Origin of the sequence: Nonomuraea sp. K271 (assembly GCF_009908215.1) — a bacterium.
Lineage (GTDB): Bacteria > Actinomycetota > Actinomycetes > Streptosporangiales > Streptosporangiaceae > Nonomuraea > Nonomuraea longispora.
On the sequence record NZ_JAAAHR010000166.1, the window covers coordinates 1 to 21,555 of the forward strand.

General features: G+C 70.9%; 20 protein-coding genes. 11 read left to right on the top strand and 9 right to left on the bottom strand.

The window, feature by feature from the left end; translation table 11 throughout:
- Positions 1–326 precede the first annotated feature (326 nt).
- Positions 327–1,196: a LysR family transcriptional regulator gene (locus GUY59_RS37985; protein ID WP_132337726.1), complete on the top strand. Its 870-nt coding sequence runs from the start codon at positions 327–329 to the stop codon at positions 1,194–1,196.
- A 357-nt stretch (positions 1,197–1,553) separates the two neighbouring features.
- On the opposite strand, the gene GUY59_RS37990 is transcribed toward GUY59_RS37985, so the two are convergent.
- The gene (locus GUY59_RS37990) at positions 1,554–2,900 is read right to left on the bottom strand and encodes a sensor histidine kinase (protein ID WP_138206031.1); all 1,347 of its coding nucleotides are present in this window, start codon (positions 2,898–2,900) and stop codon (positions 1,554–1,556) included.
- Positions 2,893–3,567 carry a response regulator transcription factor gene (locus tag GUY59_RS37995; RefSeq protein ID WP_138206030.1) on the bottom strand — a complete coding sequence of 225 codons (675 nt, stop codon included), beginning with the start codon at positions 3,565–3,567 and terminating at the stop codon, positions 2,893–2,895. Before GUY59_RS37995 ends, GUY59_RS37990 begins: the two co-directional genes overlap by 8 nt.
- 145 nt (positions 3,568–3,712) lie before the next feature.
- Between GUY59_RS37995 and GUY59_RS38000 the strand changes: the two genes are divergently transcribed.
- Genes GUY59_RS38000 through GUY59_RS38010 form a run of 3 tightly spaced genes read left to right on the top strand, consistent with a single transcriptional unit; the run spans position 3,713 to position 6,775 of the window.
- Positions 3,713–4,855, top strand: a complete 1,143-nt coding sequence (locus GUY59_RS38000; protein WP_252375152.1) for a LolA family protein — start codon at positions 3,713–3,715, stop codon at positions 4,853–4,855.
- Positions 4,852–5,838: an ABC transporter ATP-binding protein gene (locus GUY59_RS38005; protein WP_138206027.1), complete on the top strand. Its 987-nt coding sequence runs from the start codon at positions 4,852–4,854 to the stop codon at positions 5,836–5,838. Before GUY59_RS38000 ends, GUY59_RS38005 begins: the two co-directional genes overlap by 4 nt.
- Positions 5,825–6,775: an ABC transporter permease gene (locus tag GUY59_RS38010; protein ID WP_138206026.1), complete on the top strand. Its 951-nt coding sequence runs from the start codon at positions 5,825–5,827 to the stop codon at positions 6,773–6,775. The genes GUY59_RS38005 and GUY59_RS38010 overlap by 14 nt, the downstream gene beginning before the upstream one ends.
- 55 nt (positions 6,776–6,830) lie before the next feature.
- Here the strand turns inward: GUY59_RS38010 and GUY59_RS38015 are convergent, their stop codons facing one another.
- Together GUY59_RS38015 and GUY59_RS38020 are read right to left on the bottom strand one after the other, a co-directional pair.
- The gene (locus tag GUY59_RS38015) at positions 6,831–7,550 is read right to left on the bottom strand and encodes a YcnI family copper-binding membrane protein (protein WP_138206024.1); all 720 of its coding nucleotides are present in this window, start codon (positions 7,548–7,550) and stop codon (positions 6,831–6,833) included.
- Between the two features lie 42 nt (positions 7,551–7,592).
- On the bottom strand, positions 7,593–8,129 hold the full coding sequence (locus tag GUY59_RS38020) for an MFS transporter (protein ID WP_138206023.1): 537 nt from the start codon (positions 8,127–8,129) through the stop codon (positions 7,593–7,595).
- Positions 8,130–8,294: 165 nt separating this feature from the next.
- Here GUY59_RS38020 and GUY59_RS38025 point away from each other — a divergent pair, with 165 nt between their 5' ends.
- Entirely contained in the window at positions 8,295–8,735 is a 441-nt protein-coding gene (locus GUY59_RS38025; protein ID WP_330849280.1) for a hypothetical protein, read from the top strand.
- Here the strand turns inward: GUY59_RS38025 and GUY59_RS38030 are convergent.
- The 3 genes from GUY59_RS38030 to GUY59_RS38040 are packed head-to-tail and all read right to left on the bottom strand — an operon-like array spanning position 8,732 to position 10,960.
- Positions 8,732–9,481, bottom strand: coding sequence for an ABC transporter ATP-binding protein (locus tag GUY59_RS38030; RefSeq protein WP_138206020.1), 750 nt, complete (start codon positions 9,479–9,481; stop codon positions 8,732–8,734). The genes GUY59_RS38025 and GUY59_RS38030 overlap by 4 nt on opposite strands.
- 2 nt (positions 9,482–9,483) lie before the next feature.
- Positions 9,484–10,272 (bottom strand): ABC transporter permease, encoded by a 789-nt coding sequence (locus GUY59_RS38035; RefSeq protein ID WP_252375150.1) that lies wholly within the window; start codon positions 10,270–10,272, stop codon positions 9,484–9,486.
- The gene (locus GUY59_RS38040; protein WP_252375149.1) at positions 10,265–10,960 is read right to left on the bottom strand and encodes an ABC transporter permease; all 696 of its coding nucleotides are present in this window, start codon (positions 10,958–10,960) and stop codon (positions 10,265–10,267) included. Before GUY59_RS38040 ends, GUY59_RS38035 begins: the two co-directional genes overlap by 8 nt.
- Positions 10,961–11,316: 356 nt before the next feature.
- Between GUY59_RS38040 and GUY59_RS38045 the strand changes: the two genes are divergently transcribed.
- From GUY59_RS38045 to GUY59_RS38055, 3 genes are all read left to right on the top strand, one after another.
- A complete protein-coding gene (locus GUY59_RS38045; protein WP_236667892.1) occupies positions 11,317–12,225 on the top strand; it encodes an alpha/beta hydrolase fold domain-containing protein in 909 nt (302 codons plus the stop codon).
- 98 nt (positions 12,226–12,323) lie between these two features.
- Positions 12,324–13,160 carry a siderophore-interacting protein gene (locus GUY59_RS38050; protein ID WP_138206016.1) on the top strand — a complete coding sequence of 279 codons (837 nt, stop codon included), beginning with the start codon at positions 12,324–12,326 and terminating at the stop codon, positions 13,158–13,160.
- A gap of 201 nt (positions 13,161–13,361) precedes the next feature.
- A complete protein-coding gene (locus tag GUY59_RS38055; RefSeq protein WP_161714907.1) occupies positions 13,362–14,978 on the top strand; it encodes a serine/threonine-protein kinase in 1,617 nt (538 codons plus the stop codon).
- Between the two features lie 88 nt (positions 14,979–15,066).
- Here GUY59_RS38055 and aceA read toward each other — a convergent pair whose 3' ends face one another.
- A complete protein-coding gene (gene aceA, locus GUY59_RS38060) occupies positions 15,067–16,350 on the bottom strand; it encodes an isocitrate lyase (RefSeq protein WP_138206012.1) in 1,284 nt (427 codons plus the stop codon).
- Between the two features lie 508 nt (positions 16,351–16,858).
- Here aceA and GUY59_RS38065 point away from each other — a divergent pair.
- From GUY59_RS38065 to GUY59_RS38075, 3 genes are all read left to right on the top strand, one after another.
- The gene (locus GUY59_RS38065; RefSeq protein WP_425465105.1) at positions 16,859–18,331 is read left to right on the top strand and encodes a helix-turn-helix domain-containing protein; all 1,473 of its coding nucleotides are present in this window, start codon (positions 16,859–16,861) and stop codon (positions 18,329–18,331) included.
- Positions 18,332–18,364: 33 nt separating this feature from the next.
- The gene (locus GUY59_RS38070; RefSeq protein WP_138206010.1) at positions 18,365–19,291 is read left to right on the top strand and encodes a glucosyl-3-phosphoglycerate synthase; all 927 of its coding nucleotides are present in this window, start codon (positions 18,365–18,367) and stop codon (positions 19,289–19,291) included.
- 80 nt (positions 19,292–19,371) lie between these two features.
- On the top strand, positions 19,372–20,580 hold the full coding sequence (locus GUY59_RS38075) for an acyl-CoA dehydrogenase family protein (protein WP_138206008.1): 1,209 nt from the start codon (positions 19,372–19,374) through the stop codon (positions 20,578–20,580).
- 450 nt (positions 20,581–21,030) lie between these two features.
- Here the strand turns inward: GUY59_RS38075 and GUY59_RS38080 are convergent, their stop codons facing one another.
- Complete coding sequence (locus GUY59_RS38080) at positions 21,031–21,393, bottom strand: hypothetical protein (RefSeq protein WP_138206006.1); 363 nt, start codon at positions 21,391–21,393, stop codon at positions 21,031–21,033.
- Between the last annotated feature and the right edge of the window lie 162 nt (positions 21,394–21,555).

Consider the following 21,555-nt stretch of genomic DNA (forward strand, 5'->3'; position numbering starts at 1 on the left):
GGTACGGGCCGCCCCCCTGCGGCTGCGGCTGGCGGTAGCCCGGCGGCGGCCATGGCAACGAGGGTGGCCGTTGGGGCTGCCCTGGCCCTTGTGGCGGGGGTGGATACTGCCCGTTCCCTGTCACCGTGTCTCCCCGTTCACGCGGTTGTCTGGTTTCAGTGGCTTTGCGCCGCGACTTGGCGGACCCTTGCCAAATTTGGGGCAAAAGCATACTGATTTATCACCCGTCACGGATGTAGCGGTACTCGGTTACGGTCCGAAATCATTCGAGGTGATCTCCGCTATCTTTCGGTCCCGAGGGCGGGCGGTGTCCTAGCTTCTTTGGCATGAATCTCCAGCAGCTCCGCTATGTGGTCGCGACTGCGGAGCACCGCACCATGACCGACGCGGCAAGATCGCTCTACATCGCGCAACCCGCACTGTCGCGGGCCATCCGCGATCTTGAGCGGGAGCTCGGCATGACGCTCTTCGCTCGTTCCGGCCGCGGCGTGGTCGTCACCGCGCAAGGTCGCCGGGTGGTGAAACTGGCAAGGGAGGCGCTCGACGCGGTTCACGAGATCGAGGGTCTGTCCAACCACGCCGGCACCACCGAGGCCGAGCTCCGCATCGCCGCCACGCCCAGCCTCGAACCCGGTCTCGCCGGGCGGTTGTTGCCCGCCTACGCGGCCGACCATCCGGGAGTGCGCGTGCACATCGTCCGCTGCGACGGCCGCGACGGCGTCGTCAGCGCCATCAGGGATCAGCGGGCCGATCTCGGGCTCACCGATCTCCCCGTGCCCACCGACCTCATCACCCACCCGCTCGAACGCCAGGAGATCGTGCTGATCTCCCCGCCCGGGCTCGAACTCCCCAACCCCGTGCCGATGGGCAAGCTGAACGGCATGCGCCTGGCGCTGCCCGCCCGCGGCAGCATGCGGCGCAGAGAGCTCGACGCGATGTTCGGCAAGTTCGCGGTGACGCCCGTGGTCGTGCTCGAAACCGACGAGCGCAACGGCTGGCTCAACGCGGTACGCGCCGGTCAGGCGTCCCTGCTGTGGTACCGCGGCATGGCCGAACAGGCCGGTCGCGCAGGCCTGGTGGTGCGCTCACTCGAACCCGCGGTACGCCGGATCATCGCCGTGGTCCACGCCCGGCGCCGCTTGCCGCTCATCGCCCAGGACTTCCTGGCCACCGCAGAAAAGGGGACAGCCGCCTGACCACTTTCGGAACGCTCCATGTCCATCCACGACCAGCTGTGAAGGGCCCGGACCATTCCGAGCCCGGGGCCCTGCCGAGCACCACGTGCCTGTGAGCCGAGCACCACGTGCCTGTGAAGGGCCCATGAAGGCCGCGGACGACGTCGTCGCCGGCCTCTGATTCCCCAGCGCCTCCCGGAACCCCCGCCGGCGTGTGCCTTCCTGGCACGTGACAAGACGCCGTCCAGGCAGTCCCCGGCGAAAGAGCGTTTTCGCGTACGACGCGGCGCAGGGCTCCGGCAGGATCGCCCGCGATGCCTGACACCGCGCACGAGCCCGCGGCAGGGTCGTGGCCCGCACAGGTACGGCGGGCCAGGCCTAGCGGGACACCGGCAGCCGTACCACGGCCCGCAACCCCGGGCCGGCGTCCTCCAGTGAGACCGTGCCGCCATGCGCCCGCACGGTCTCGCGGACGATCGCCAGCCCGAGGCCGGCGCCGCCCTCGTCGCGGCTGCGCCCGGAGTCGAGCCGGGTGAAGCGGTTGAACACCCGATCGCGGTCCTGCTCGGGGATGCCGGGGCCGTCGTCGGTCACCGTCAGCACGCCGTCGCCGGTCAGCGCCACGTCGACCTTGGAGGAGGTGTGGCGTACCGCGTTGTCCATCAGATTCGTCAGCACCCGGCTCAGGTCGAGGGCGTCGCCGCGCACCACGACCGGGTCGCACACCGTCAGCCGTGCCTCGCCGTACCGGTCGACGACCTGGCGCACCACGTCGTCGAGGTCGACGGGCTCGCGCCTGGCGGGCACGCCGCCGCGCTCGTCCAGCCTGGCCAGCGCCAGCAGGTCCTCGGCCAGCCTGGCCAGCCGCATCGTGTCCTCGAGCACGCCCTCGGCGGTCTCCTGCCAGTCCTGGCCGCCAGGGTGCCCGAGCGCCACCTCCAGCTGCAGCCGGATGCTGGCCAGTGGGCTGCGCAACTCGTGCGCGGCGTCGGCGACCAGCGCGCGCTGACGCTGCTCGGCCTCCTCCAGCCGGGCCAGCATGTCGTTGAGCGTCGTGGCCAGCGAGTGCACCTCGTCCCGCGACTGCGGCACCGGCAGGCGGCGCGACCTGGCCGTGTTCGTGACCTCCGCGGCGCCCCTGCGCAGGGCGGAGATCGGCTGCAGCGTACGGCCGATCATGAGCCAGCTCGCCACCGCGAGCAGCACCACGAGCGCGGGCGTGCCGACGAACAACACCCTTGCGGCCGTGGCGAGGCTCGTCTGGATCTCGCTGATGGGCCTGGCCGCCACCACGGTCTGGCCGCGGTCCGCGCGCAGCACGATCACGCGCAGGAACCCCGGCATGGCGTACGGCCGCCCGTCGAGCAGCGTGGCCTGCCCGTCGGCCAGCACCTGAGCCCTGGCCTCCGCGTCGAGCAGCGGCACCAGCCGGTCGGCTCCGTACGTGACGTGCGTGATCCGCCCGCGGTCGTCGATGACCTGCACGATCGTGCCGTCGTGTGTGGTGATCGGGCTGTTCAGCGTCCCGGCGTCGGCCGCCACGCGCACGGCCTGCGCCTGCGCCCTCGTCGACTCGTCCACGGTGTCGATCAGCGCCCGGTCGAGCACGCTGAGCAGCACCGAGGCCGACACCGCCAGCGCCAGCGCCAGCACGGCGGCGGCCGCCACCGTGAGCCGGAACCGCAGCCCCTGCCGCCGCCACCAGGCCAGCGGCGAGTCAGCCACCGTCGCCCGCCAGCCGGTAGCCGGCGCCGCGCACGGTCTGCAGCGCGTTCCTGCCGAAGGGGGCGTCGATCTTGCGCCGGAGGTAGCCGACGTACACCTCGACCACGTTGGGGTCGGTGTCGAAGGTGTCCCACACGTGCTCCAGGATCTCCGTCTTCGACACCACCTCGTCGCGCCTGCGCAGCAGGTATTCCAGCAGCGCGAACTCCCTGGGCGTCAGCTCGACCGGCCGTTCGCCCCGCTGCACCCTGCGCCGCGCCGGGTCGAGCGACAGGTCGCCCGCCACCAGCACCGACGGCCGCCGCCCCGTGTCGCGCCGCAGCAGCGCCCGCAGCCTGGCCACCAGCACCACGTAGGAGAACGGCTTGGTCAGGTAGTCGTCGGCGCCCAGGTCGAGCCCGTCGGCCATGTCGTACTCGCCGTCCTTGGCCGACAACATGAGGATGGGCACCCAGTTCTCCTCGGCGCGCAGCTGCTTGCACACGTTGTAGCCCGACAACTTCGGCAACATGATGTCGAGCACCACGACGTCGTAGTCGCCGTGCCGGGCCGCGTGCAGTCCCTCCTCGCCGTCGTGGGCGAGGTCCACGGCGAACCCCTCCGCCTGGAGCCCCCGCTGGAGCGCGGCGGCCATCCGCCGCTCGTCCTCGACGACAAGCACTCTCATGTGGCGATTCTCCTGTCCTGGGGCTGAGACGGCGCTGAGAAGGCTGAGAGCCGTCTCAGAAAGTCTCAGGTCCGCCTAAGGATGCATGACGCAGGCTCTGAGCATCGACATACGGTAAAGGAGTGAGATGCGAAGAGGAACGTACGTGAGGTGGGGGGTCCCGGTCGCGGCTGCGGCCGTCATCGGAGCCGCCATCGGCGCCGGCCCGGTGATCGCCGCCGTGAGCGGCGATCCCGTCCTGCCGGAGCGCTCGGCCCAGCAGCTGCTGGCCGACGCGGCGTCGGCCACCAGCAAGGCGGGTGGCGTGCCACCGATGTCCGGCACTGTCCAGCAGACGGCGTCGCTCGGCCTGCCCGCGCTGCCCCAGACCGGCGACACCTCGCCGCTCAGCCTGCTGTCCGGCTCGCACGAGGTGAAGGTCTGGTACGGCGCCCACGACAAGGTGCGGATGGCCATCCCGACGCAGCTGAACGAGACCAACCTGATCCTCGACGGCGACCAGGGCTGGTACTGGGACAGCTCCACCAACACCGCGACCAGGCTGACGGTCAAGAAGGGCGCCGGCCAGGAACACCGCACGCCGATGCCGCAGGCGTCCGACCTGACGCCGCAGCAGCTGTCGGAACGGCTGCTGGCCGACGCCGAGCAGTACACCGACGTCCGGGTGATCAACACGGCGGAGGTGGCGGGCCGCCCGGCCTACCAGCTCGTGCTGTCGCCCAAGGCGGAGGGCTCGCTGGTCCAGGAGGTACGCATCGCGCTCGACGGCGAGACGTACGTCCCGCTCCAGGTCCAGGTCTACGCCAAGGGCTCGGCCGAGCCGGCGTTCCAGGTCGGGTTCACGCAGGTGACGTTCACGCCGCCGGCGCCCGAGAACTTCGCCTTCGCCCCGCCCGCGGGCGCCAAGGTGGAGGAGAGGACGCTCGGCGACATGCCCCACGGCGAGCACGTCGCCGAGGAGCGCGCCGAACAGGCCGAGCACGTCAAGGACCGCGTGAAGGTGGTCGGCGACGGCTGGGCGAGCGTGGCGGTCCTGCCCTTCGACCAGAAGGAGCTGGTGGCCAAGGCGGCGCAGGCCCCGAAGGGCGGCGAGCGGTTCGGCCCCGACGCCGACCCGAAGGCGCTGCTCGACAGCGTCCTCAAGTCCGCCACCCCGGTGAGCGGCCCGTGGGGCTCCGGCAAGCTCATCAAGACCAAGCTCGTCACCGCCCTGCTGACCGACGACGGCCGCATGCTGGTCGGCCCGGTCACCCCGGAGGAGATCACCAAGGCGGCGGGCATCAAGTGACCGCCGTCACTCAGGAAGCGGGGGCGCCCTTCGGGGCGGCCCCGCCCCCGGGGGCCGGCCCGGGGGAGAGCGCCATCGTCACGCACGGCCTGACGAAGCGTTTCCGCGGCGGCCAGGTCGCCGTGGACGCGCTCGACCTGGCAGTGCCCCGCGGCTCGGTGTTCGGCTTCCTCGGGCCGAACGGCTCGGGCAAGACCACGACGATCCGCATGCTGCTGGGCCTGGTCGCGCCGACGGCCGGCGACTACTCCGTGCTGGACCTGCCCCTGGCCCAGGCGCTGCCCAGGGTCGGCGCGGTGGTCGAGGGACCGGCCTTCTACCCGTACCTGTCCGGCGAGGCCAACCTGCGGCGCTTCGACGCCGCCGACCCGACCGCCCGCGGCGGCACCGCCGCGCGGCGCATCGCCGAGGCGCTGGAACGGGTGGGCCTGTCGGCCGCCGCTGGCAAGCGTTACCGCAACTACTCGCTCGGTATGCGCCAGCGTCTCGCCATCGCCGCCGCCCTGCTCGGCCCACGTGAGCTGCTCATCCTCGACGAGCCGACCAACGGCCTCGACCCGCAGGGCACGCGCGAGGTCCGCTCGCTGGTCAAGGAGATCGCCGCGGACGGCACCACGGTCTTCGTCTCCTCCCATCTGCTGGCCGAGGTCGAGCAGATGTGCACGCACGCCGCGATCATGCGGACCGGCAGGCTCGTGGCGCAGGGCACGATCGCCTCGCTCCGCAGCGGCCTGGTCGTCCGGGTCCGGGTGGAGACGCCCGACGCCGCCGACGCGGCGCGGGTGCTCGGCACGCTTGGCCTGCCCGACGTGCGCCGATCCGGCGCGGAGGTCACCGCCGAGCTGGACGGGCGCGTACCTGAGCAGATCAACGCCGCGCTGGTGGGGGAGGGCGTGGCCGTGCGCGGGCTGGCCGTCGTCCGGCCCAGCCTGGAGGACGTGTTCGTCGGACTGACAGGGGAGGGCTTCGATGTCGACGGCTGAGACGGCGGCCGAGACGCGGACCAGGCGCACACCGGGGCTCGTGCCGGTCGGGGAGACCCTGCGCAGCGCCGAACGCGGGCCGCGGCAGCCCGCCGCGGACCCCGGCACGCCGCCCGCCCGGGTGCCGTGGTCGTTCTGGCGGCTGCTCGGCTCCGAGCTGGGACTGACGTTCCGCCGGCCGCGCAATCTGCTGATGCTGGCCGCCCTGGGGCTCGTGCCGATCGTCATCGGCGTCGCCCTGCGGGTCGTCGCCGCCGAGGACGGCATGGGCGGGATCATCGAGGACGTCGCGGGCAACAGCCTCATGCTGACGTTCGTCTCGTTCTCGTTCCTCGTGCTGCTGTTCATGCCGGTCGTCGTCAGCGTGGTGGCGGGCGACTCGATCGCGGGCGAGGCGGGCGCGGGGACACTGCGCTACCTGCTGGCCGCGCCGTCCGGGCGCACCCGGCTGCTGGCCGTCAAATATCTCAACGCGGTCGTCTTCGCGTACGCCGTCACCGCGGCGGTGGCGCTGCCGGCGCTGGCGACCGGGCTCGTCCTCTTCCCCGCCGGTGACGTGACGCTGCTGTCGGGCACCACGATCTCGATGGGCGACGGGCTGCTGCGCATCGTCATCGCCGTCGGCTACGTGGGCGCGGGCATGGCCGCCCTGGCCGCCGTCGCGCTGGCCATGTCGACGTTCACCGAGGTGTCCATCGGGGCCATCGCCGCCACCATCGTGCTGATCATCGTCTGCCAGGTGCTGCGCGCGATCCCGGAGCTCGGCTCGATCACGCCGTACCTGCTGCCGACGCGGTTCACGAACTTCGACGCGGTTCTGCGCAGCCCCATCGACACCGCGGCGATGGGGGAAGGACTGCTGGCGTTCGGGGCGTACATCCTGTTGTTCGGCTCGATCGCCTGGGCCCGGTTCTCCGGCAAGGACATCACCTCCTGAGACCCGCACACGGACGGGCGTGGGGCGTCCCGGGAGGGCGCCCCACGCCCGTCCGTTAGGAGGAGGCGCGGCGCCGCAGGCCGAGGAAGCCGATGACGACGCCGGCCACACCCACCACCAGGCCCGCGCCGCCCAGCAGGCGGGCCGTCCCGTCGGACGCCGACGCCGCCGCCACCGGGGCGACCGAGGGCGTGGCACCTGCGGCGGCGGCGGACGGAGAGGCGGAGGTCGCCGTGTCGCCGCCGGCGGCGGGCACCAGCTTGAGCAGCGGGGCGGGGTGCTCGGCCTCGGTGCCGTCGGCCTTGGGGGCCTCCGACCAGTCGACGACCTCGCCTCCGGAGTAGGTCTGCTTCGTCGGGAACATCAGGGAACCGGTGTCGGTGGGCAACTGGCCCATGGACACCTCGAACTCCTGGAACTGGCCCGGCTCGATCTCGCCGCCCGACCAGACGACCTTGGTGACGGCCTCCTCCAGCTCGCCGTACTCGGTCTTGACCGGCGCGGGCAGCTTGCCCTCGGTGACCTTGACGTCCCACCCGGGGACGGGCTTGACCGACACGAAGGCCAGCGGGTGGTCGGTGGGGAAGGAGACCTCGATCTTGGTGGTCGAGGCGTTGTCGCGCTCGTTCGGCACCCGGAAGGCGACCTTGGTGAACGAGCCCTGCTCGGCGGTGCCGGGCTGGACCGTGACGTGGGCCAGCGCGGGCAGGGCGAGGCCGGCGGTGAGAGCGGTGGCGGCGGCGAGCACGGTCGCCGCGCGGCGTGCGAAGGACATGCGGAAACTCCACTTGGTTGAAAGGTGATGGGGCGTCAGAGGTCAGGCGGGAAGTGGAGGACCACGCCTGGCCACGCAGTGCCGGAAGCCCGGCTGGAGCGGCACCACCCTGGTGCGGACGATCGCCGCGGCGGGCCGAGGGGAGGACACGGCGAGCGGTGCGAGCAGCACGAGACGGTGGCCGATGCGGCGCAGCAGCGACCAGAGGGCGGCCTCGCCGCGCGAGAGCCACAGGCCCGTGATCACCGTGGCCGTCAGGTGCGTGAGCAACATGCCGGTGCCGACGGCCAGGCCTCCCTGGGCGTGGCCGTGCACCGAGACGTAGGACGCGCCGTCGCCGGCGAACAGTTCGTGCAGCCCGAGTTGCGCGCCGACGAGCACGAGGTTGATCGTCGGGGCCGAGCGCTCCCTGCCGCACAGCGCGAGTCCCAGCGCGGACACGCACGCGAGCCCGAGCGCGGCGGTCCACGGCGCCGGTGCGTCGCCGCCGCCCAGCACGTGGGCGAGGGCGGCGAGGGTCACGCAGACAGCGGCGAAGGCGGCCGTCCGCGCGAGCCTGAGAGGAAGTCGCGCGCCCATGAGTGTGCCCCATGTTCTCACGGGGCAGGGGCATATGAGGTCCTGAGATCGAAGCTGCACAATGCCTGGGCCGAAAATGGCTTTTGTCGCTAGGGTCGTGCCCACCACGTCGACATTGAGGTGAGAACGTTGCGGCACTTAGCTGGTTTGCTCATCGGGCTTGTGGTGACGGCCGCTGTGCTGGCAGGCGGAGGATGGGCCGTCCAGCAGGCGGCGGGAAGTTCCGTGGCGGCCGCACCCGACAGCCAGACGTTGTGGATCGCGCTCGGCTCGATGGCCGCCGTGGGACTGGTGGTCGGCCTCGTGGTGGCGGGGCGGGTCTCGCCGCTGGCGACGTTCCTGCCGTCGATGGTGCTGCTGGCCTGGACGGTCGTCTACGCGCTCGACGTGAACAGGGCGCTGTCGTTCGTCCCCGTCGAGCCGTCGATGCACCAGCTCGTCAGGGAGGCCGGCGCCGGCGCGAGGACACTGCTGACGACGGGCGTGTTCGCCCTGCTCGGCGTGGCCCTGTTCATCCCCGTGCTGATGCCGTCGCGCTGGTCGAGACGTGACGACGACGACGTCGACGAGGAGTACGAGACCACGCCGGAGCGCAGCTACTACTAGGCGGTGCGGCTGCCGGTGTAGAGGCGGGCGACCACCTCCTCGATGTCGGACTGGTCGGGGGCCGTGGCCATGAGGTCGCCGAGTGTCCCGTCGAAGGCCAGCCGGCCGTGGTCGATCAGCATGACCCGCCGGCACAGGCGCTCGATGTCGCCCAGGTCGTGCGTGGTGAGCAGCACGGTGGTGCCGCGCTCGGCGTTGAGCCGCTTGAGGAAGTCGCGGATGCCGGCCTTGCTGACCACGTCGAGCCCGATCGTCGGCTCGTCGAGCACCAGCACGTCGGGGGCGTGCAGCAGCGCCGCCGCGAGGTCGCCGCGCATGCGCTGCCCCAGGCTGAGCTGGCGCACCGGTGTGCGGATGAAGGAGCTGAGGTCGAGCGTGGTGATCAGCTCGTCGAGCCGCGTGCGGTACGCGTGGCGATCTACTTTGTAAAGGTGTCGGATCAGTTCAAAACTGTCGGCCAGCGGCAGATCCCACCACAACGTCGTACGCTGCCCGAACACCACGCCGATCCGCCGGGCCAGGGTGGTGCGCCTGCGCGACGGTTCCAGGCCGGCCACCCGCACCGTTCCCGAGGTGGGCGTGAGGATGCCGCACAACATCTTGATCGTGGTGGACTTGCCCGCGCCGTTGGGCCCGAGGTAGCCGACGAACTCTCCCGGCGCGATGGTGAACGACAGGTCGCGTACGGCGTGGACGAGGTTTCGTTTCACCTTGAACGAGCGCCCGGCCCGATCAAGCTCGATCATGGTCAACTCCCCGTGGATCGGTAGTGCCTGATGCCCTGCCGCCAGGCGAGCCCGGCCGCCAGGGCGAGGGCCAGCGCGGCGGCCGGCCCGAGGAAACGCATGAACTCCGGCGTGCCGAAGGGATCGTCCCTGCCCAGCACGTACAGGCCCGGCTGCCAGTTGACGAAGGCCATCGGGAGCACGTAAGTGACGCCCTTGACCAGGTCGCGGGTGTAGATGGCGAGGGGGTACTGGGTGAGCTGCTGGCCGCCGTAGGTGAAGGCGTTGCCCAGCTCCGGCGCGTCCGTGAGCAGGAACTGAGCCGCGCCGACCAGCGTCCAGACCGCGGCGAAGATGACGAACCCGGTGACCACCATGACGGGGATCATCCAGAGTCGCCGTCCCTCCAGATCGAGCACCGCGACGGCGTAGCCGAGCACGAGCACGGCCTGCAGCACGCGGCCGAGCCTGTTGGGGTTGAAGCGGTCGGTGGTGAGCTGCAGCCACGAGCTGACGGGTCTGATGAGGAACGTGTCGAAGGTGCCGGCCTTGATGTGCTGGCTGACCCGGTCGATGTTGCTGACGAGGAGGTCGCAGAGGGCGAACGACACGCCCGCGGAGCCGTACAGGAAGAGCACCTCGTCGCGGGAGAACCCGGCGAGGGTGGTGGTGTTGGCGAAGACGATGAAAATCACGGCGACGTCGAGCGTGGTCGTGGTGATGCCGAGCACGGTCATCAGCGCGAAGGAGGCGGGATAGGCGGCGGCGGCTCGGGTCCAGGTCCAGGCCAGCCGGGCATAGAGGCTAACCACCCTGGATCACCACCTTGTGGCGGATCGCCCTGGTGGCCAGCGCGCCGAGCGCGAGCAGGACCGTCGCCCAGAACGCCTGGAAGGCGAGTGTCTCCATGACGGCGGCCTTGCCGAGGTAGAGGTCGGTGGGCAGCTGGACCATGGCGGCCCACGGCAGCGACCTGGCGACGTCGGCCAGCCACCCGGGGAAGATGTGCAGGGGCAGCATCATGCCGCTGAAGAACGTGGTGAGCACCATCGACAGGACGGCCACGCCGCGGTCGTCGATGAGCCAGCAGACCGACAGCGCGATGAGGTAGCGCCAGCCGAAGCTGACGACGACGGCGAGCGCGAAGCCGGCCATGAACGCCGCCCACCTGCCGGGGTCGCCGGGGACGACGACGCCGAAGACGGCCGCGCCGACCAGCATGGGCGGGATGCCGCGGACCAGGAACAGGTAGGAGGCCCTGCCGACGTCCTCGGCGAAGGACCAGGCCTGGAGCGGGGCCGGGCGGACGAGGTCGAGCGCGATGTCGCCGCTGCGGATGCGTTCGGGTATGGCGAGGCCGCCGCCGAACAGCTGCATCGGCGCGATGAACGCCTGGGTGACGAAGCAGTAGGTGATGGCGTCGGTGATGTCGTAGCCGGCCAGGCCGGGGCGGGCCTGCCACAACGCGATGAGGATGTAGGCGCGCAGGACGCCGAACACGCTGTTGGTGAAGGCGCCGGCGAGCGCGGCTGCGACGTAGGTGGAGTGTTTCCTGAAGCCGTACCGGACGAGCCGGGCGTAGAGCGGTATGGTTTTGCACCTCCGGGGGGTGATGACACGGTGACATACCGTGTCCGGACCCGTGCGCGGGTCTGCCGACGAGAAAGCAGGAAATTATCCGCTGGAGGGTCGGGGGCTCGCAACGCAATTTGGAGCTGCGGGGATCGGATCCGTACTGACCGGTAGGAGCGGATGAGAAGGGGAAGGGGTCTTACCGGAGGACCGATATGCGCATAGATGGGGACGTAGTTCCTCAATACCCCCTGAGCTGGCAGGCCCGCGCGCTCACCGGTTTCATGCGCGGCACCGTGAAGCCCGCGTCCAGCCTGTTGATGCGCCATCCGCTGGCGCTGGTCTGCGCGGCCAGGCTGGGGGACCTCGCGCGGCTGGTGCAACTGCCGTACCCCGAGCAGGTCGCGGTCGCGCCCGCGCACCTGTCGTCGTGCGGCGGCGAGTGGGTGCGCGGCGGGGAAGGGCTCGACGAGCGCAAGGTCGTGCTCTACTTCCACGGAGGCGGGTACTTCTCGTGCTCGCCGGGGACGCACCGGCCGATCACGTGGCGGTTGTCGGCCGCGGCCGGGCGGCCGGTGCTGGCGCTGGACTACCGGCAGGGGCCGGTGCACACGCTGGCCGACTCGCTGTCCGACGCGATGGACGCCTACGACTGCCTGCTCGGGCGTGGCCACGCGGCCGGGGACATCGTGCTCGCGGGCGACTCGGCCGGCGGCCACCTGACGCTGGCGACCCTGCTCGCGCTGCGCGACCGGGGACTGCCCCTGCCCGCCGCCGCGATCTGCCTGTCGCCGTGGACGGACCTGACCGACGCTCCGCGGCGCGCGAACCGCTGGCAGGACCCCATGCTCCCGGAGAGCCGGGTGCGCTGGCTGGCCCGCCGGTGGACCTCCGGCCTGGATCCGCGGGATCCGCTGGTGTCGCCGGTGCACGGCGACTTCACGGCGCTGCCGCCTCTCATGATCGTGACGGGGTCGACGGAGGTGCTGCGCGACGAGGGCAGGCGCGTCGCCGAGCGGGCCCGTCGGGCGGGGGTGGCGGTCAGATATGAGGAGTGGGACCGTATGCCGCACGTCTTCCCGATCCTGGCGGACGTGCTGCCGGAGGCGCGGCTGGCGTTCCGTCACATCGCGAGATTTCTGGGGGCGGTGGCCGGACGGCCGGGCTCACTGGAGGATCCGGCCGCGGCATGAATTACGTCGTGTCCCTTTTTTATGGCGATCGGCCTGCGGCTGGCGATCGGAAGCATGTAAGGTTAGGTATACCTAACCTGAGTCAGGGGGCTGTTCGAATGGCTGAGAAGCCCGCAGATCATCACCAGGGCGTCGTCCTGCGGACCGAGTGGATCTCGCGGCACATGGTACGCGTCGTGCTGGGGGGTGACGGGCTGTCCGGCTTCGCCACCACGGGGTTCACCGACCACTACGTCAAGCTGGTCTTCCTGTACGACGACGTCGACTACCCCAAGCCGTTCAGCGTGAAGGAGTGCCGCGAGACGATGCCGCGCGAGCACTGGCCACGGCTGCGCACCTACACCGTGCGCGCCTGGGACCCCGACGCCCGCGAGCTGACCCTCGACTTCGTCGTGCACGGCGACGAGGGGCTGGCCGGGCCATGGGCCGCCGCGGCGAAGCCGGGGGACGTGCTGCTCATGCTCGGCCCCGGCGGCGGCTACGCACCCGACTCCGGGGCGGGCTGGCACCTCCTCGTGGGTGACGAGAGCGCGCTGCCCGCGATCGCGGCCTCGCTCGAAGCGCTGCGGGAAGGGGCACTCGCGCACGTCCTGGTCGAGGTGGACGGGCCCGGCGACGAGCAGAAGCTCGACACCGCCGCCGACGCGCGGATCCTGTGGCTCTACCGGGGCGAGCGTCCCGTGGGCCAGGCGCTCGTGGAGGCGGTGCGGGAGCTGGAGTTCCCCGAGGGCGACGTGCACGCGTTCGTGCACGGGGAGGCGGGGTTCGTGAAGGTGCTGCGCCGGCACCTGCGGCTGGAACGGGCGATCCCGATGGACCGGCTGTCCATCTCCGGCTACTGGCGCGCGGGCGTGGACGACGAGGGCTGGCGGGCGGTCAAGAAGGATTGGAACCGCCAGGTCGAGGCGGAGGAGGCCGCCGCCATCGCGTCCTGAACCCGGTCCCCGCCAGGAACGGAACACCACATACGCCCCACGGCTTCCTCACCCCGGAGGAACGATCGCCTTACCTCTGATACCGCTTGCGCAAGACGTACGGAAAGCCCGCCTGGATGCGGTCACAGTGTGCTGTGCCATGGTCCAGACAGGAAGGGCGAAACCCGGATGGCGCGTGGTGCGAGTGACCTGCCTGCCGGCGTGCGACCGCTTACGGTGGGCGACCCGGTCATCATCGGGCGATATCTGCTGCTGGGCCGCCTCGGTGCGGGCGGAATGGGAGTCGTCTACCTGGCCGAACACGCTCAGAGTGGCCTGGTAGCGCTCAAGACACCCCATACGGTGCATCTCAACGATGCCACGTTGCGCGCCCGCTTCGCCGAGGAAGTGGCTTTCTCGCGCAGACTGGTGCCGTTCTGCACGGCGGCGGTCGTCGAGGACGGCACCGACCACGACCGGCCCTATCTGGTCACCGAGTACATCCCGGGCCCCGCCCTCTCCCAGGTCGCGTTCGCGGAGGGGCCGCTGACTCCCGACCGGGCCTACGGTGTGGCGCTCGGCGTCGCCGCCGCGCTGGTCGCCGCCCACGAGGCCGGGCTGGTGCACCGGGACCTCAAGCCGGCCAACGTGCTGCTGTCGGCGCGAGGGCCGCGCGTCATCGACTTCGGCATCGCCCGCGACGTCGACACGCTCTCCGCCCACACGCAGGCCGGCCAGGTCATGGGCAGTCCCGGGTGGGTGGCGCCCGAGCGGCTGACGGGCGCGGCGGCACTGCCGGCGTCCGACGTGTTCGCGTGGGGGTGCCTGGTGGCGTTCGCGGCCACGGGGCACCACCCGTTCGGGAGCGGGGAGGCGGACGTGCTGACCCGGCGCATCCTGTTCGAGCCGCCGCGGGCCGAGGGCGTGCCCGCCCTGCTGCGGCCCGCCGTCGAGGCGGCGCTGGCCAAGGAGCCCGCCGACCGGCCCCGGGCCGCCGACCTGCTGCGGGTGCTGCTCGCCGCCGGCGGCGTCGGCGATCCGCAGGATCTGCGCCGGGCGGTCGACGAGGTGCTGCGAAAGATCTGGACTCCCGTGCCGTACCCGCCGGGAGGGGGACGGGTACGGCACGGTGACGCCGCCCCCGGAGAGCCGGACGGCGCGTGCTCCGGCGGGGCGTGCGGCGAGCCCTCCGGTGAGGCGGTCGTGGATCGTTCCCGCAAGGGCCGGAGGGCCGGGGCGAGCCTCGCCAACGCCGGCTTTGCCGCGCTGGCCACGGTGTCGATCGCGGCCATCACGGTGATCGCGGCCTCAGGAGCGGACGGCACGCCCATCGGAGGCGGCTCGCTGCTGCCCGGCGACCCGCCGTCCGCCGCCCGGCCGGAGGGCAGCGCCGTGTCCACCACACGCCCCACCCCGGCCGGGCGCGTGCCGCCCACCCGGGCCCTGCCTGCCACGGGGCCTGCCACGGGGCCTGCCACGGGGCCTGCCACGGGGCCTGCTACGGGGCCTGCGACGAGGCAGGCGACGGATCCGGTCACGCCCACGGTGTTCGTCACGCGCACCCGTACGCCGGACGGCGCCCGCAGTCCTTCGCCCCAGCGGTGGGACATCCGGCACCCGCGAGCACCTTGGTCCGGCTCCGCCGGGCCGCAGGAGCCCGGCGGGGAAGACCCCGGCGCGTGCGCGGCCCCGGCGGGCAGGAGGCGCGGCGCCATGCCCAGGCGGGACTGCCCGCGGCCGTCGTCGTCGATCACCACGATCCCCCAGGACGGGCCCGGCGAGTCGCCAGGTCCGTCCACGCCCGCCCCTGACACTCCGACGCCCACTAGCTCGTCATGACAAAGGCCGCGCCAGCGCTGGGGAGGACTGACGCGGCCGCCGCCGGGGACCCTCCCATGCCCTGGAGGTGGCCGGCGCGTTCAGGTGCTCAGTGGGCGAACTGCTCCTCCTCGGTCGAGCCCTTGAGCGCGGTCGTCGAGGAGTCGGGGGCCACGGCCGTGCTGACCAGATCGAAGTAGCCGGTGCCGACCTCGCGCTGGTGCCGGGTCGCGGTGTAGCCGCGCGCCTCGGCGGCGAACTCCGCCTCCTGCAGCTCCACGTACGCCGGCATGCCGTCGCCCGCGTACCCCCGGGCCAGGTCGAACATGGAGTAGTTGAGGGAGTGGAAGCCGGCCAGCGTGATGAACTGGAACTTGTACCCCATGTGGCCCAGTTCCCGTTGGAACTTGGCGATCGTGGAGTCGTCCAAATGCTTCTTCCAGTTGAACGACGGCGAGCAGTTGTAGGCGAGCAGCTGGTCCGGGTGCTCGGCCTTGATCGCCTCGGCGAACTCGCGGGCGATCTGCAGGTCGGGCGTGCCGGTCTCCATCCAGAGCAGGTCGGAGTGCGGCGCGTACGCCAGGCCGCGCGCGATGCACGCCTCCAGCCCGTTCCTGACCCGGTAGAAGCCTTCGGCGGTGCGCTCGCCGGTGGTGAACGCCTGGTCGCGCGGGTCCACGTCACTGGTCAGCAGCGTCGCGGCCTGGGCGTCGGTCCGCGCGATGATCAGTGAGGGGACGCCGCAGACGTCGGCGGCGAGGCGGGCGGCGTTGAGTGTCTTGACGTGCTGGCCGGTGGGGATCAGCACCTTGCCGCCGAGGTGGCCGCACTTCTTCTCGGAGGCGAGCTGATCCTCCCAGTGCACGCCCGCGGCGCCGGCCGCGATCATGCCTTTCATCAGCTCGAAGGCGTTGAGCACGCCGCCGAACCCGGCCTCCGCGTCGGCCACGATCGGAGCCAGCCAGTGCGGGCTCTCGACGCCTTCCGACCACGTGATCTGGTCGGCCCGCAGCAGCGCGTTGTTGATGCGGCGGACGACGGCCGGCACGGAGTTGGCCGGGTACAGGCTCTGGTCGGGGTAGGTGTGCCCGCCCAGGTTGGCGTCGGCGGCGACCTGCCAGCCGGACAGGTAGATCGCCTTCAGCCCGGCCTTCACCTGCTGGACGGCCTGGTTGCCGGTGAGTGCGCCGAGCGAGGCGACGTAGTCCTCGGTGTGCAGCAGGGCCCACAGCCGCTCGGCGCCGAGCCGGGCGAGCGTGTGCTCCTCCTGGACGCTGCCGCGCAGCCGGATCACGTCCTCGGCGCTGTACGTACGCTCGATGCCCGCCCACCGCGGATCGTGGTCCCATTCGTCCTGTAGCTGCTCGGCAGCTCCCTTGAGGCGATCCTTCATGATCACTCCTTCGTCGTCCCCTGGGGCTTACGCCGAGTCTCTGCCCCGGGTCACACGGTCGAAAGTCGGCGACGACGAGAAGGTTTACGAAAATTATCGAAATATGCTCTACCTGCCGGTATTCTTCTGAGAAGAAATCGCGAGTTTTCCACGAACCGGCATGCTCGTATTCGTTCGCGTCCGGCCGGCGGCACGGCGGTCACCTCCTGCCGCTGATGGCGATGCGCACCAGATTGCGCTTCCGCCCCGTACGGAGCGCGGCGGGACGGGTCGAGGGCCCGCTTGGGCTCGCCGCCGAACCACTCGCCCGCCGGCCCGGTCGCGATGGCGCGCATCGGGCTGGACCCGCGCTGCCCGGCCGTGACGGTTCCCGTACCCGGGACACGGGTTCCGGCCTGAGCCGGAACGTGCGGCGCGCGCGTCCGGTGGTGCGGGCGTGCTCCGACCGGCCGAGCGCTTGGTGTCCGAAATCTAGAAAATGGCTGGTTTTTCTGCCTAAGATGCCGACATGGGGCCGTTGCTCGGTGAAGAACCGCTGTCTTTGACGCAGGAGCTGGATCTGATCGCCTTTGGCCAGCGCCTCCGTCACCTGCGTAAACAGCGCGGCCTCACCCTGTCCGACCTCGGATCGCGCGTCGGCAGGGCGCCCAGCCAGCTGTCATTGCTGGAGAACGGCAAGCGCGAGCCCAAGTTGTCGCTGCTCAAGTCGCTCGCCTCGGCCCTCGGCGTGCCCGTCGAGGAACTGCTGCGCCGCCAGCCGCCCAACCGCCGCGCACAGCTCGAGATCGCGCTGGAGGAGGCCCAGCGCGACCCCATCTACGCGGGGCTCGGCCTGCCGCGGCTGAAGGTCTCCGCGCGCGTGCCGAACGACGTGCTCGAACATCTCCTCGGTCTGTACGGCGAACTGCGCGCCCGGCAGGCCCGCGGCACGGCCACCCCTGAGGAGGCCCGGGTCGCCAACGCCGAGCTGCGCCGCCGGCAGCGGGAGGTGGGCAACTATTTCCCCGACATCGAGAAGGCCGCCGCCCAGGCGCTCGACGCCGTCGGCTACCGTACGGGCGCCCTGTCGCAGAGCATGATCCAGGGGCTGGTCACGCACTTCGGCTACACGGTGCACACCGCCCAGGACCTGCCGCGCTCCGTGCGCTCCATCACCGATCTGCGCCACCGGCGCATCTACGTCAAACACGAGCAGCTCGGCATGCACACCCCGCGTACGATCCTGCTCCAGACGCTCGGCCACCTCGCGCTCGGCCACGACAAACCCCGGGACTTCGCCGACTTCCTGCGCCAGCGCACCGAGGCCAACTATTTCGCCGCAGCCGTGCTCGTGCCCGAGCGGGCCGCCGCGCCCTACCTCCAGGAGGCCAAGGCGCAGCGGGCGGTGTCGGTGGAGGACCTGCGCGACGTGTTCGCGGTGTCGTACGAGATGGCCGCCCACCGCTTCACCAACCTGGCCACGCACCATCTCGGGCTCGTCTGCCACTTCGTGCGCAACGACGCCGGAGGCATCATCTACAAGGCGTACGAGAACGACGGCATCGTCTTCCCCGCGGACGAGCAGGGGGCCATCGAGGGGCAGCGCATGTGCCTGCAGTGGTCGGGGCGGCAGGTCTTCGCCTCACCCGACCGGTTCTCGGTGTTCTACCAGTACTCCGACTCGCCCACCGGGACCTATTTCTGCGTGGCCCACGTCGATCCGTCGCGCGAGCGGGACTTCGCCATCACGCTGGGAGTGCCGTACAAGGAGTCGCGCTGGTTCCGGGGGCGCGAGACCACCAACCGCACCCGTTCCGGCTGTCCCAACGGCGACTGCTGCCGCCGCCCGCCCGCCGGGCTGGCCGAACGGTGGGAGGGGTACGCCTGGCCGTCCGCCCGCGCCAACTCCCACGTCCTGGCCGCGTTGCCGCCCGGGTCGTTCCCCGGGGTGGACGAGGCGGACGTCTACACCTTCCTGGAGCGCCACGCCACCACCCCCTAAGCTGAAATGTGGGGATACGGGGGGAGGGGTCGCATGCTGCCTGAGGTGCGTACATGGTTGCGACGCCGTACTTCGTGCGTCACGGACTGGCCGCTGCGGGACCTGGTGGCCGCCAAGGGCCGTACGACGGTGAGCGTGGTGCTCCCGGCCCGCGATGAGCGGGAGACCGTGGGGGAGATCGTCACGGTGATCCGGCGGGAGCTGGGCGGGCTCGTCGACGAGATCGTGGTCATCGACTCGCGCTCCACCGACGACACCGCCTTGGTGGCCGCGCGGGCCGGGGCCACGGTGCACGCCCAGGATGAGATCCTGCCGCGGCTCAAGCCGCTCGACGGCAAGGGGGAGGCGCTCTGGAAGTCGCTGGCGGTCACCTCGGGGGATGTGCTGGTGTTCGCCGACGCCGATATCCGGAAATTTCGACCTTCACTGGTATTTGGGTTGCTCGGACCCATCCTCGCCGACCCGACCGTGGTGTACGCCAAAGCGTGCTATGACCGTCCTCTCAACGGCTGCTCCAACGGCGGCGGCCGCGTCACCGAACTGGTCGCCCGCCCCCTGATCAACCTCCACTGGCCGCGGCTGGCCGGGTTCGTGCAGCCGCTGGCGGGTGAGTACGCCGGCCGGCGCTCCGCCCTGGAACGGGTGCCGTTCCTGACCGGCTACGGCGTGGAGCTCGGGCTGCTCATCGACCTGCTCGAACTGGCGGGGCTGGACGCGTTCGCGCAGGTGGACCTGGGCTCGCGGGAGCACGCGCCGCAGTCCACGGAAGCCTTGGGAGGGATGGCGTCCCAGATCATGCTGGCCGCGTGGTCCCGGCTGGAACGCCAGGGCAAGATCGAGACCTGCCACGCGCCCTCGCTCCGGCTGGCGCAGTTCCGCAGGGCCGGCGACGGGCACGACGTCCTGCTGACCGACATCGGCATCGCCGAACGCCCACCGATGATCACCATGGCGGCCTGAACCCCGTACCACCGGCATCTTCGCGGGCGGCTCTACCCACGGGTAAGGTGTTACCGGCGGTAACGAGCAAGGAGTGCTGCATGAGCGCTTTCTGTCCCGAGCCCAGCGACGACGTGGCCGAGGTGCGCGACTGGGTGCACGCGTTCGCACGCGACGTGATCCGCCCGGCGGGCGCCGAGTGGGACGAGCGCGAGGAAACCCCGTGGCCGGTCATCCAGGAGGCCGCGAAGATCGGGCTCTACTCGCTCGACTTCTTCGCCACCCAGTGGTTCGAGGAGAGCGGGCTGGCACTGCCGGTGGCGTTCGAGGAGATCTTCTGGGGCGACGCGGGCATCGGCCTGTCCATCGTCGGCACCGGGCTGGCGGCCGCGGCCCTGGCCGGCAACGGCACGCCCGAGCAGGTGGGGGAGTGGCTGCCGCAGATGTTCGGCTCCGAAAGCGACGTCAAGCTGGGCGCCTTCTGCGCGTCGGAGCCGGACGCCGGGTCCGACGTCGGCGCCATCCGCACCCGTGCCGTGCCCGACGGGGACGACTGGGTGCTGGACGGCGTCAAGGCGTGGGTCACGAACGGCGGCATCGCGAACGTGCACGTGGTCGTCGCCTCGGTCGACCCGTCACTCGGCACCCGCGGCCAGGCCTCCTTCGTCGTGCCCCCGGGCACGCCCGGCCTGTCCATGGGCCAGAAGTTCCGCAAACACGGCATCCGTGCCTCCCACACGGCCGAGGTCGTACTCGACGACGTCCGCGTACCGGGCTCCTGCCTGCTGGGCGGCAAGGAGAAGCTGGAGGCCCGGCTGAGCCGGGTACGCAACGGGGAACGGGCAGGGGAGCAGGCGGCGATGCGCACGTTCGAGACCACCCGCCCGGCCGTGGCCGCGATGGCCGTGGGCATCGCGCGGGCCGCCTTCGAGTACGCCAGGGACTACGCCCGCGAGAGGGAGCAGTTCGGCCGCCGGATCGGGTCGAACCAGGCCATCGCCTTCCTGCTGGCCGACATGGCGGCCCGGGTCGACATCGCCCGCATGCTGACCTGGCGAGCCGCCTGGATGGCCAGGAACGGCAGGCCCTTCGAACAGGCGGAAGGCTCGATGTCGAAGCTGGTCGCGGGAGAGACGGCGGTGTGGGTGACGGAGCGGGCCATCCAGATCCTGGGCGGGGCCGGCTACACCCGCGACCATCCGGTCGAGCGTTTCCACCGCGACGCCAAGATCTTCACCATCTTCGAGGGCACGTCGGAGATCCAGCGCCTCATCATCGGCAGAGCGGTCACCGGCCTGCCGGTCCACTGAGGACGCCGCACGTCAAAGGGAGGACGTGTCCGCAGCACCGTCATTGCGGCCACCACCCCTGACCGATCCCCCGCCGCTGTGTGACCCTCAGTTCTGGGTCAGTTCTGCTCTGGGTCAGTTCTGCCTCAGCGGCTCCGGGCCGCCGGAACTGTCGGTCAATGGCCTCGCGGACGCGGTCGTGCGACGAAGGCAGCATGTGTCGGCGTGGCCCAGGTACTCGGAGAGACCCGGTTTCATCGTAGTGGCGATGCCGCACGTGCAAGTCATCGATGCCCCAGCGGAACAGCAGCTTGTGCGTACGCGACTTTCCGCTGGGTTTGTCCCAGGGCAGGGTGTACGGCCGCGGGGCGTGGGCGTCGATGTGCGCCGGCCCGTTTCCCTTTATCGGGATGGTTGCCTTTTGCCGATCGGCCTTATACGGCTTTCAGCATGGGCGTTCGCGGCGGCATTTCAGAGATCCGTGTTGTACCGCTTTCCCTTGTAGTACATCTTCACGCCGTAAGCCCCCATGATGATTTCCCGCTTGAACGTGTGCGACGTCCCCTTGGAGATGGCCACCCAGCCGCTGTCCTTGCCCGACCATTCGACGTTGGCCTTGAGCGTGCGCTTGCAGTTGTTCTTGACCGTGACGTAGCGATACGAGTTCCAGCCGCCCTTCTCCGTGACCTTCGAGCACTTCAGCCGGGGATAGCCGGCCGACTGCGCGCTGGCCTGGGTCGTCGTCTGGGCGCCGGCGGATGGGGCGGCGCCCACCATCAGGGCGGCGGCAGCACCGGTCGCCACCAGGGCGGGGAGCACTTTTCTCAACTGCACGCTTGATCCTCTGTGAGGGGGAATTGCCGATGGGGACTCTAGTGGATCCCCACAACGAACTCAATTCCGCTCCTGACCAGCAGTAAAGTCGTAACTTACTTGGCGTGGACGGCCGTCCGGGGCCGGTGCTTGCGTGGCGGTGGGCCGGTAGGACCGCTGTAC